The organism is Pseudoalteromonas sp. SG45-2, assembly GCF_014164115.1.
GTDB lineage: Bacteria > Pseudomonadota > Gammaproteobacteria > Enterobacterales > Alteromonadaceae > Pseudoalteromonas > Pseudoalteromonas distincta.
The window spans coordinates 202,305-212,694 of the sequence record NZ_JACJEO010000006.1 but is presented as its reverse complement, the minus strand read 5'-3'; the positions used below and the strand labels follow the sequence as shown (position 1 = coordinate 212,694).

Here is a 10,390-nt window from a genome sequence, read left to right as displayed (position 1 = left end):
TATAACCCAACACCTACACACCAAAAAACGCATCGTTATGCGTTTTTTGGGATCGCAATATCTGAAGTGCAATTTGCGTATCTATGGGAGATTCCGAGCACAGCCCCTCAATCGCCACCCATGAGGAAAAGTACTTCGATGTCAGTGGCTCGATCTGCCACCGAGTAATCAAACTAACGCAGAAAGGGGCAGAAACGAGTTATACCGGAATGGCTGCAATTGGCACATAGCCCCCTTCGGCTAAAAAGCATTTTATCCAGTAAACACATACCCCAAAACACTATAAAGTGTAATTATTAGATGTAATTTATATCTTGCTCTTTTTTAAAGTTTGGTAAATGGCTCTAGGTGGAGTTAGCCAATGTGCTACCAGATGAAGTTAACAGTAGTGAAAACCCTAACAATTTAAGTCTATTTTGAAAGGGGATTGCTTTTTATCCATTCTTTCAAGTGGTCAATGAAGTTCCTAACTATCATCGATTGGTTTTTCCTAGACGGATATAATAGGTTAATTGAAATTGATGGGTCACACTCCCAATCTTCTAAAATAACCTTTAAGCGCCCTTTTTCAACATGTTCTTTAATATGCCAATCAGACAAGAGTGCAATACCGTGGTCTAATTCCACCATACTCAAAACGCTGTCTCCTAAGCTAGAAGAAAAGGCAGGGTTTAACTTAACTGTTTTCCGTTCACCTTCTCTAATGAATGACCAATTAGTTTCATTACCAACGGTTAATAAAGTATGCTCTGTTAAATATTCAGGTGAATGTGGCACTCCTCTCTTTTCTAAATAACTCGGCGTTGCACATAAGACTCTCTTTGTATCGGATAGCTTTTGACCTATTAACGATGAGTCCCGCGAAGGGCCATGCCTAACAGCTAAATCAACACCTTGTTCAGTTAAATTTACCAAGCTGTCAGTAGAAATGATTTCAATATTAACTTGCGGGAAATTTTTTAAAAAGCTGCTAATCACAGGTAATAAATAGCTTTGCGTAAAAGAAGCCGACGCAGTTATTTTTATTTTTCCTTTTAACGTATTAGTTGGGTCAAGGTCATGTTCAATCTCATCACTAATACTTAACAGTCTTTGTGCATGGTTATATAGCTTCTCACCTGTAAATGTCGGACTAAGAGTCCGAGTTGTTCTATAAAATAATTTCGCACTCAGTCTGTTTTCGAGCGCTATCAACCTTTTACTTACTGCCGCAGCCGTTAGATTGTGAGCATCAGCAGCCATTCGGATAGATTTGAGTTCAAAAATCGTACTGAATATCTTCAGCTCTTCTATGGAATCAATCACATTATCAACCTTTCGGAATTAATCATTAAACTTTTAGTGTGTTTTTGGTTGTTAATTATGTTGATAACATCACTTTCGTCAATAACAAAGAGGAAATTATTATGAAAGCAATAGCTATTAATGGTCATGGTGACGTTAATGTTTTACATGAAATCGAAGTTGATGCGCCAAAACCAAAACGCGGTCACGTCGTAATAGATGTAAAAGCGACAAGTGTTAACCCTGTTGATACTAAAATCCGTCAAGGCAGTGAAGGCACTGCTGGTATGACTTATCCAGCAATCCTTCACATGGATGTATCGGGCGTAATCAGTGAAGTAGGTGAAGGTGTAACTAACTTTAAAATTGGTGATGAAGTATACGGTTGTGTCGGCGGTATCGTTGGCATTCCGGGTACTCTTGCAGATAAGGTTGAAGCTGACGCTGTATTATTAGCACATAAACCTAAAACGCTTAGCTTTGGTGAGGCGGCTAGCTTGCCTTTAGTAGCAATTACAGCATGGGAAGCAATTATTGGTCGAGCTGAAATCCAGCCGAGCGATAGAGTGTTGGTTCATGGTGGTACAGGTGGCGTAGGCCACATTGGTCTTCAGCTTGCAAAAGCACTAGGTGCACATGTTACAACGACTGTTGCAGATGAAGCTCGCGCAGAAATTGCAAAACAATTAGGCGCAGATGAAACGGTTCTATTCCCTACAGAAGAGCCAAAGGAATATGTTGAACGACTAACCAATGGTCAAGGCTTCGATACGGTATTTGATACAGTGGGCGGGCCCGTTTTACAAAACTCATTAATCGCTGCAAAACTGAAGGGGCATGTTATCTCTACTATTGGTTATGCTGATTATAACTTAACTGAAATGCACTTTAAGGCTCTAAGGTTAGACCTAGTATTTATGGCGATTTCAATTATTCATAACATCGATAGAGAGACTCACGGTGACATTCTAAGCCGACTTGCTGGGCTTGTAGATAAAGGTCAAGTTAAACCGCTTATCGATAGTGTTTTCCCTTTAACTTTACAGGGAGTTAAAGATGCTCACACTCGTCTAGAGTCAGGGTTAGCCACAGGTAAAATCGTAATCGAGCGTTAAATTTCTGTTAATTAATTAAAGGCTGTGTAAGCAGCCTTATAAACCAAGATAAAGGTTAAAAATGGACAATGAAGTAATGATTGTTGTGGATATTCTATGCGAAACACAACATTACCGCACCGTATTAAATGCAATTTATGAATGTGCGAGTGACAGTATTCTTGAAGATGGGTGCGAGCGTTATGATGTTTTCCCTGATGTTAATGGGTCACAAAGAATCACACTAATTGAAATGTGGCGTGACATAGATACTTTAGAGCAACATAAGACACTGTCGCATTATCTTCAATTACAAACGTCTTTAGAAGGTAGAGTGCTATCAGTCGTTATTAAAACAGCTCGTGTGTTTTAAGGCTTGTGATAAATGAAATATCACCGCATATCAGATATTAAAACATCACTAAGATTTTGCTATGAGGGTCTTGGGTTGAAAGTTCTAAAAAGGAAAGACTACTTTGGAGCAAAGTTTTCTCTTATCTTTTAGCTGCACAAGGTGATGAAAGCGCTCAAATTGAACTTACTTATAACTTGGAGCCTGAGTATCTAAATACAGGAAGAAACCTCGGTCATATAGCCTACAGAGTTGAAAATATATACGAGACATGCGCTCACTTACAGGAACTAGGCATTGAAGTAAATCGATTTCCTCAAGACGGTCAAATGGTTTTTTTACGCTCTGCGGATAATATTTCCGTCGAGTTGTTACATGCAGGTGAGCCGCTACCAAAAAACTGAGACTTGAGCTCCAATGCCTAACAATGAAAGTTTGTAGCTTATTTTACAAGTAACCGACAAATCGGTTGGTTTAATTTATATGAGAAAGATAGTATGAAATTTCTATTATTATTAATGACACTAGTTTTCGCGGCTCCAAGTTTTGCTGCGGATAAAATCCTTTTCGTACTGACTAGCCACAATAAAATGGGTTCGTTAGATATGAAAACTGGCTTTTGGTTAGGTGAGTTAACACATCCTTATTACGTCCTTGCTGATGCAGGCTTTGGAGTTGATGTTGCTAGTATTGATGGTGGAATGGCCCCAATAGACCCTAAAAGTCTAGATTTTTCAGATGAAAACAATGCTAGGTTTATAAATGATAAAAAGCTCATGGCTTCAATTATAAATACTAAAGCGATTGAAGATGTAAACAGTGAAGATTATCAAGCAGTAGTTTATGTAGGCGGTCACGGTACCATGTGGGACTTCTCGAACAATGAACGTATCAATAAATTAACTGTTTCAATATATGAGCGAGGCGGTATTGTAAGCGCGATTTGTCATGGCCCAGCAGCTCTTACAGACGTAAAGCTTAGTAACGGACAATACCTCGTTAAAGGAAAAAAATTAGCTGCATTTACTAACGAGGAAGAGTCAAATGTAGGGCTAACAGAAGTTGTTCCTTTCTCACTACAGGATACATTAATGTCCAAAGGTGCAAAGCACATTTATGGTGCTGCATGGACGGTAAACGTTGTGAATGATAGGCGAGTTATTACTGGTCAAAACCCGCAATCAGCTCGTAAAGTGGGCGAAGAGATTCTAACTGGATTAAAAGGCATCAAATAGGCATTTAATGTCAGACACTTATCAATTCAAGGTTTTTAAGTGAATTTCAATAAAGAATGGGTAGTAGTACATAGTGAAAAATATCTTAATTTTAAATGGCGGTAAATGTTTCGCTCACTCTAAAGGTGAGCTTAACAATTCGCTCACAGCCTTTGCTGAAAACTTCTTTGTACAAAGTAACTGTAATGTTCGTAACACAACTATTGATAAAGGATATGATGTCGATGAAGAAATTTCTAAATGGCTGTGGGCTGACTTGGTAATCTTTCAGATGCCCGCATGGTGGATGGGGCCTCCTTGGACTGTGAAAAAGTACATGGATGAGGTGTTTACCAAAGGGCACGGTAAGTTATATAAAGCGACGGTAGGTCTAGAAGTGATATTTCAAAGCAGTATGGATCTGGAGGCTTACTTCACGGTAAAAAATACATGCTTTCTGTCACGTGGAATGCCCCAGTAAATGCGTTCATTGATAGTGAGCAGTTTTTTGAGGGGACTGGGGTAGATGGTGTGTATTTACCCGTGCATAAAGCAAATCAGTTTTTAGGAATGAAGCCACTAGAAACTTTTATTTGTAGCGATGTTATGAAAAATCCCCAAGTAAAAGTCGATATGGAGCGATATAAACTACATTTGGGTGCAGCACTTAAGATCTGATTTAGCATTGTTAAGTATTTTTAAGTAGCTCTACTCTACGGACCTTATGCCTCATAAAAACACCTTGTTCTTACTTACATGGTGTTTTACCTAGATAGTCAGCTGATTACAGCTCTGTTGAAGGTTACCAATGGCCGCCCAATAACTTTCAGAAAGAGTAAAAGAAGATTTTGCTTTAAAAAAACTAGGGGTGTAAGCGAGTGCTATGTGAACGCCCGGAAATGGCACTTTCTAGCCACTCGACAACATAAACGTGGTAGTCGTGTTGTTGCTAGCCAATTCATTATTTTTGTCGGATGGCGTGGCTTCGCCACTTATCCGACCTACACTGCCTAATAGCTATAACTTTTCCTCAAACCTCGGCACCTTTCGCTTATCAGCTTTACTCATAGCAAGCTCTTGAATTTCTTCTTGCTTAAGCTCATCGGATTTATCTTCCAATGATTGCTGATTAGCGTTTTCGTAAGAAAGCTCAGTAAGGAGTGCAAAGTGATCAGAGCCATACTTAGCTAAGCGCTTAATACGCTTTACTTTAAAGCCTTCGCTGTGAAATAAGTGATCGAGCGGCCAACGCATAAAAAAGTAACTTGCATGAAAGGTGTTATAAAAACCACGGCCTTTTCGAGGGTCTAAAAAGCCACTTATTTGCATAAACAAACGAGTGCTGCGCGACCATGCTACGTCGTTTAAATCTCCGGCAACTATAGTAGGCCGTGTAGGGTTTTTAAGTGCTTTAGCCACCATTATTAGCTCTGAGTCGCGCGGGCGCGATGAGTCTTCTTCGGTCGGGCTTGGCGGTGCTGGGTGAATAAAGTGCCCTTGCATTTGCAGGCCTTCATCATTTTCAAACAGAATATGAATTGAAGGAATATCTTCTTCTATTAGCTCACATATTTGTGCATCGAGTATTTTAAACTTGCTGTATAAGTGCATGCCGTAACGATTGTCTTTAGGGCATTCTATGTAATACGGGTAATTTTTTTTAATGACTGATAATTTATTTTCCCACCAGCTATCACTCTCAAGTGTAATAAGTAGGTCGGGTTGGTGCTCATCTACAAGGCTAATTAGCTGCTCACTTTTATGGTTCGACATCAGTACATTTGCCGACATAATTCGTACGCTGTGGTCTATATGCTTTGGTGCGCTTTGCACTTCTTTTTTAGCAAGCCACGTATACGGGTAAATCCATTTACCTTGTAAAATCATTATAAGTAATGAGGTTAAGGCTATAAATACATAACCTATTGCGCTACTTTGCCATAATAAAAACAACGATGTAACGGCTACAAAACTGGCAATATAAAATACCTGTAAGCGCACAAAGTCGCAGCTACGCACTAAGTAATGCTGGCTGTACGACATTGGCAACAAGGTAACCAGTAAAAAAAAGCCAATAATTATAGCCAGCGCAATAAGCATTTTAATATCCTTATAAAGTTAGTTTAGCGACTTAAGATTGAAAGTATTTCTCGGGTGTCGTGCACCATGTGAATAACTGTACGGTCTATTTCAATACTCACTGTACCACTATCTCTAGAGCGTTCAATCACTCTACCTCGTTTATATAAATCACGATCTAAAAAGTCGCCTCGGTGATAGCTTTTACTTAGCCCTGGTGGCGTCCAACCTGCGCGAATTAACTGCTTTGCCTCTTTTTTAGAAAGGTAGTCATTGTCGTTGTGTTTATGTGAATGATGCTTATTATCGCCGTGTTTATGACCATGCTTATCTTTATGCGGTTTTGCGTTTGCACTGATTGAACATAAAGCCAATGCTATTAGTGCTGTGTATGTTAGTGCTCTCATAAATAATCTCTAGCGTAATTAATAGCTAAAGGTTAACAAACACGGCTGAACATCATATGAAACAGCTTACACTTATTTAACGTTGTTTATATTGAGTTTTACAATGGCTTCGCATAATAGCGGGATCGCGTAATTTTAAGTGTTTTGTTTTACGACCAGCATGGCGTTTACGCCACACTTTAAAACTGCCTTTTGAAATATGTTCGCGCATAAATACCACCAGCTGGGAGTATTTTAATCCGTATAACTGCTCTATTGCCTCAAAAGGGGTTCTATCTTCCCACGCCATTTCGATAATGCGTGACTGCTGCTCTGCGTTAAACATGGTATATCTCACAAAATTTAACTTATACGCTAGGTAAAAATACTTAGATCAATGCAATTAAGCTCAGTAACTGTATAATTGGCGTTCAATTTATGTATTTTAAAAGATATCGAATTTTTATTTATGCGCGCAATATTTCTGTTTTTAGCTTTAACTTTACCTTCATTATTACTTGCAGCGCCAAGTAAAACCCTGCGCTGCGTAACAACTCACTACCCGCCTTTTACTATATTTGATGAGAAAAGCGATACGTTCACGGGTTTAGATATTGAATACTTAACCTTTATTGAGCGTAATTTAAATCTTAAAATTGACGTAATTCATCTGCCATGGGCGCGCGTTAAAAAAGAAATGGCGCTGGGCTACTACGACTGCTATTTCTCTTTGGCCAATACAGAGGAACGAGCAAAGTATTTAGATTTTACAAGCGTGCCCTTGCATACTACTAAGTATGGTTTATTTGCTTTAAACAAAGATAAACTACTCACTGACGATTTATCAAATACCCCAATAGCAATGCTACGCGGTGTTGCTGTGCCTGAGGTTATTGCTAAAAAGTATAAACTTGATGAGAATAATCTGCTTCGCTCACTTTCAACTAAAGACACTTTTGAGCTGCTAGAAAAAAATCGCGTTGAATACGCAATAACTAACTATCAAGCAGGTTTGTGGTACTCAAAGGAATATCAAAACGTATACGCTAGGCAGTTCAATGAGTTTACGTTTCCTACTTACATTGCTTTTAAGCGTGGCGTAATAGATACAAAATTAGTTGATGAGCAAATAAAGCGCTTTAAAGCACAAACTCAATAATTAACACTGTACACGTTAAGAGATAACCAATGTTTACAAAACTACCAAAGTGGGTTGAATATGGCGCGTTTACGCTCACATTTATAGCGGGCATAGTAAACGCTGTAGGCTTATTGGGATTTGAGCACCAGGCTATTTCGCATGTATCTGGCTCTGTTACTTTACTTGGTATTAAAGCAATAACTAATCCCAGTGCTGCTTTATTGCTACTTTCAATAATTATTAGCTTTATGTTGGGTTCGGCACTGTCGGGCTTTTTGCTCTCTGGTGGCTCATTAAAACTTGGTCGTCATTACGACACTTTGCTTTTTATTGAAGGATTGCTACTGCTTGCGAGTGCTTATTTACTCAAAAACACATTCGTTTACGGCATTGTTTTAACGTCTGCTGCGTGTGGGTTACAAAATGCGCTAGCAACTAATTACAGTGGTGCTGTTATACGTACGACACATTTAACCGGTATTTTTACTGACCTTGGTTTAATGCTAGGTAAAGCGCTTAAAGGTGAGCAATTTGATACCCGTAAAGGCGTTATGTTTTTACTCATTATTGCAGGCTTTTTACTAGGCGGTATAACCGGCTACGTTTTATTTAAGCATTACTTAGTGCTGGCTTTGGTATTTCCTGCTGTGGCTTGTTTTGTTTTATCAATTACGTATCGGATTTATAGGTTACGTACGCTTTAACGCAACAAGTTTAAATGCATATTAAAACCGCATATTATAGAGGCAATGCAATATAGATTACTTTCAAGGAATGTATGAAACCTTATTTTCTGCCGCTGATATTACCCTTTAGCCACACTGCGTTTGCCAATAATCAAAATAATGATGCAATAGAAACCATAACAACTACGGCATCACGTATTGAAGCGCTATCTACCCCACTCCCTTTATCAATAAGTACACTCAGCGAAGCGCAGCTAAATAGCATAGCGCCTACCCATATTGAAGAAGCCCTGCAACGTGTAGCAGGTGCTAATATTCAACGCGGAAATGGCCAAGAATATTTACCCGCACTTCGCTCCCCCGTACTTTCGGGCGCTGGCGCTTGTGGTGGCATATTGACTTTGGAGGATGGCATACCACTGAGAGCCGCTGGGTTTTGTAACATAAACGAGCTATTTGAGGCGCACAGCGAAATGGCGCAGCGCATTGAAGTACTAAAAGGCCCTGGCTCTGCACTTTATGGCTCAAACGCTGTGCATGGTGTTATTAATGTAATAACGCCCGACACCACACAAGGCGGTGGCTTAGTTGGTTTAGATTATGGCTCGTACGGTTATACTCGCTACAAATTACGCGCAGGGCAAGATTACGGCAACAGCGGTATCGGCATTAACGCAAGTGTTACCGACGATAGCGGTTACCGCGACGACGAAAGCGTAGAGCAACAAAAAGTAAATATTCGCCATCGCTATTCAAATAATAATTTATTACTGACCTCAGGCCTTACTTATACAAATCTTGATCAGCAAACTGCGGGATTTATTACAGGCTTTGAAAGCTATAAAAACGAAGACCTCGCGCAAAAAAACTTTGACCCAGACGCATTTAGAAAAGCACGCGCATTTAGAGCATGGAGCAATGCAACATGGCAATTAAATAACAATGATGTGCTCTCGACTACGTTATATTTTCGTGACCAAAGCATGGACTTTTTTAAGCACTTTTTACCCGGCACACCGCTTGAAAAAAACAGCCAAACAGGTTTTGGCGTACAATCGCTTTATCAATATAATTTACAACGTAATGTAAAAGTAAACCTAGGGCTTGATGGCGAATACACGCAAGCCGACTTTACTCAAAGCCAAAACGAGCCCACTCAAGGTTCTGCATTTTTAGTTGCTACAGTACCCCAAGGTAAGCATTACGATTACGATGTAAACGCCACGCTTTATGCCCCTTTTGCATCGGTTGATTGGCAATTAAATAAATGGTTACTTACCGCAGGTGTGCGCTACGAGCATATGCAATACGACTACACCAATAATATGCTAGCAGGTAGAACAAAAGACGATGGCACAGAATGCGGCTTTGGTGGCTGCCGATACAGCCGCCCTGAGAGTGGGGAAAATAGTTTTAGTAATCTATCGCCAAAGCTTGGGGTTAGTTATCAGTACAATACAAATAACACGCTTTATGCAAACTTTTCTCGCGGTTACAGAGCGCCACAAGCGGCTGAACTATACCAATTACAACGCGAGCAAACTACTGCAAATTTAAGCGCCGAAATAGCAAATAACGCAGAGCTTGGTATTAAAGGAATTTACGAAAAACTACGTTATGGCGTGTCGGTTTACGCTATGAGTAAACACAATACGATTTACCGCGATAGTGACTTCTTTACGGTAAATAATGGCAGCTCTCGCCATCGTGGTATTGAGCTTGAGCTTGACTACCAGCTCACTAAGTCGCTTGCGCTTAACTTTGCTGGCACTCACGCAAAGCATACTTACACTAACAACCAAATACTTAACGGTTTAAATATAAACGGCAACGACATAGATACCGCGCCGCGTAATATTGCTAATCTCGATTTAACATGGCAGGCATTAAACAACGCGCAATTTGCTTTGCAGTGGCACCGCGTTGGTAACTACTACACCGACCCAGAAAACTTAAATAAATACCAAGGGCATGATGTTTTAAGCCTACGCGCACAGTGGCAAGTTACTAGTAATCTTGAGCTACTTGCTCGTATTATTAACTTAACTGATGAGGCCTATGCAGAGCGCGCCGATTACACCAGTTTTACCGGCGACAGATACTTCCCGGGTAGGCCTCGTAACGCGATGCTTTCGGCAACTTATACGTGGTAAT

The 10,390-nt window shown here is 39.9% G+C and carries 13 protein-coding genes; 9 read left to right on the top strand and 4 right to left on the bottom strand.

All coding sequences use genetic code 11. The features are described 5' to 3' along the window. Nucleotides 1-411: 411 nt before the first annotated feature. A complete protein-coding gene (locus tag H5116_RS06325; RefSeq protein ID WP_182715754.1) occupies nt 412-1,305 on the bottom strand; it encodes a LysR family transcriptional regulator in 894 nt (297 codons plus the stop codon). A gap of 101 nt (nt 1,306-1,406) precedes the next feature. Between H5116_RS06325 and H5116_RS06320 the strand changes: the two genes are divergently transcribed. The 6 genes from H5116_RS06320 to H5116_RS20515 all read left to right on the top strand — a co-directional run bounded on the left by H5116_RS06320 (nt 1,407) and on the right by H5116_RS20515 (nt 4,622). Continuing rightward, on the top strand, nt 1,407-2,399 hold the full coding sequence (locus H5116_RS06320; RefSeq protein WP_182715753.1) for a zinc-binding dehydrogenase: 993 nt from the start codon (nt 1,407-1,409) through the stop codon (nt 2,397-2,399). Nucleotides 2,400-2,460: 61 nt separating this feature from the next. Beyond that, complete coding sequence (locus H5116_RS06315) at nt 2,461-2,751, top strand: putative quinol monooxygenase (RefSeq protein WP_182715752.1); 291 nt, start codon at nt 2,461-2,463, stop codon at nt 2,749-2,751. 176 nt (nt 2,752-2,927) lie between these two features. Beyond that, nucleotides 2,928-3,134 (top strand): VOC family protein, encoded by a 207-nt coding sequence (locus tag H5116_RS20520; protein ID WP_409074700.1) that lies wholly within the window; start codon nt 2,928-2,930, stop codon nt 3,132-3,134. A gap of 93 nt (nt 3,135-3,227) precedes the next feature. After that, a complete protein-coding gene (locus tag H5116_RS06310) occupies nt 3,228-3,965 on the top strand; it encodes a type 1 glutamine amidotransferase domain-containing protein (protein ID WP_182715751.1) in 738 nt (245 codons plus the stop codon). A gap of 73 nt (nt 3,966-4,038) precedes the next feature. Then, nucleotides 4,039-4,425, top strand: a complete 387-nt coding sequence (locus H5116_RS06305; RefSeq protein WP_409074699.1) for an NAD(P)H-dependent oxidoreductase — start codon at nt 4,039-4,041, stop codon at nt 4,423-4,425. Then, nucleotides 4,395-4,622, top strand: a complete 228-nt coding sequence (locus tag H5116_RS20515; RefSeq protein ID WP_409074698.1) for a hypothetical protein — start codon at nt 4,395-4,397, stop codon at nt 4,620-4,622. Before H5116_RS06305 ends, H5116_RS20515 begins: the two co-directional genes overlap by 31 nt. Nucleotides 4,623-4,961: 339 nt before the next feature. On the opposite strand, the gene H5116_RS06300 is transcribed toward H5116_RS20515, so the two are convergent. The 3 genes from H5116_RS06300 to H5116_RS06290 form a co-directional block, all read right to left on the bottom strand. Further along, complete coding sequence (locus H5116_RS06300; protein WP_182715750.1) at nt 4,962-6,044, bottom strand: endonuclease/exonuclease/phosphatase family protein; 1,083 nt, start codon at nt 6,042-6,044, stop codon at nt 4,962-4,964. A 23-nt stretch (nt 6,045-6,067) separates the two neighbouring features. Further along, a complete protein-coding gene (locus tag H5116_RS06295; protein WP_182715749.1) occupies nt 6,068-6,430 on the bottom strand; it encodes a hypothetical protein in 363 nt (120 codons plus the stop codon). Between the two features lie 76 nt (nt 6,431-6,506). Beyond that, the gene (locus tag H5116_RS06290; RefSeq protein WP_039485113.1) at nt 6,507-6,755 is read right to left on the bottom strand and encodes a TIGR03643 family protein; all 249 of its coding nucleotides are present in this window, start codon (nt 6,753-6,755) and stop codon (nt 6,507-6,509) included. A gap of 123 nt (nt 6,756-6,878) precedes the next feature. Here H5116_RS06290 and H5116_RS06285 point away from each other — a divergent pair, with 123 nt between their 5' ends. The 3 genes from H5116_RS06285 (at nt 6,879) to H5116_RS06275 (ending at nt 10,389) form a co-directional block, all read left to right on the top strand. Beyond that, nucleotides 6,879-7,568 (top strand): ABC transporter substrate-binding protein, encoded by a 690-nt coding sequence (locus tag H5116_RS06285; RefSeq protein WP_182715748.1) that lies wholly within the window; start codon nt 6,879-6,881, stop codon nt 7,566-7,568. 29 nt (nt 7,569-7,597) lie between these two features. Next, nucleotides 7,598-8,254 (top strand): YoaK family protein, encoded by a 657-nt coding sequence (locus H5116_RS06280; RefSeq protein WP_182715747.1) that lies wholly within the window; start codon nt 7,598-7,600, stop codon nt 8,252-8,254. Between the two features lie 74 nt (nt 8,255-8,328). Continuing rightward, nucleotides 8,329-10,389, top strand: coding sequence for a TonB-dependent receptor (locus H5116_RS06275; protein WP_182715746.1), 2,061 nt, complete (start codon nt 8,329-8,331; stop codon nt 10,387-10,389). The last annotated feature ends 1 nt before the right edge of the window (nt 10,390 follow it).

Coding starts and splice junctions, on each gene's coding strand:
- H5116_RS06285 (WP_182715748.1), top strand. CDS start 6,879: ATGCGCGCAATATTTCTGTTTTTAGCTTTAACTTTACCTTCATTATTA.
- H5116_RS06275 (WP_182715746.1), top strand. CDS start 8,329: ATGAAACCTTATTTTCTGCCGCTGATATTACCCTTTAGCCACACTGCG.
- H5116_RS20515 (WP_409074698.1), top strand. CDS start 4,395: ATGCTTTCTGTCACGTGGAATGCCCCAGTAAATGCGTTCATTGATAGT.
- H5116_RS06280 (WP_182715747.1), top strand. CDS start 7,598: ATGTTTACAAAACTACCAAAGTGGGTTGAATATGGCGCGTTTACGCTC.
- H5116_RS06310 (WP_182715751.1), top strand. CDS start 3,228: ATGAAATTTCTATTATTATTAATGACACTAGTTTTCGCGGCTCCAAGT.
- H5116_RS06300 (WP_182715750.1), bottom strand. CDS start 6,044: ATGCTTATTGCGCTGGCTATAATTATTGGCTTTTTTTTACTGGTTACC.
- H5116_RS06315 (WP_182715752.1), top strand. CDS start 2,461: ATGGACAATGAAGTAATGATTGTTGTGGATATTCTATGCGAAACACAA.
- H5116_RS06295 (WP_182715749.1), bottom strand. CDS start 6,430: ATGAGAGCACTAACATACACAGCACTAATAGCATTGGCTTTATGTTCA.
- H5116_RS06320 (WP_182715753.1), top strand. CDS start 1,407: ATGAAAGCAATAGCTATTAATGGTCATGGTGACGTTAATGTTTTACAT.
- H5116_RS06290 (WP_039485113.1), bottom strand. CDS start 6,755: ATGTTTAACGCAGAGCAGCAGTCACGCATTATCGAAATGGCGTGGGAA.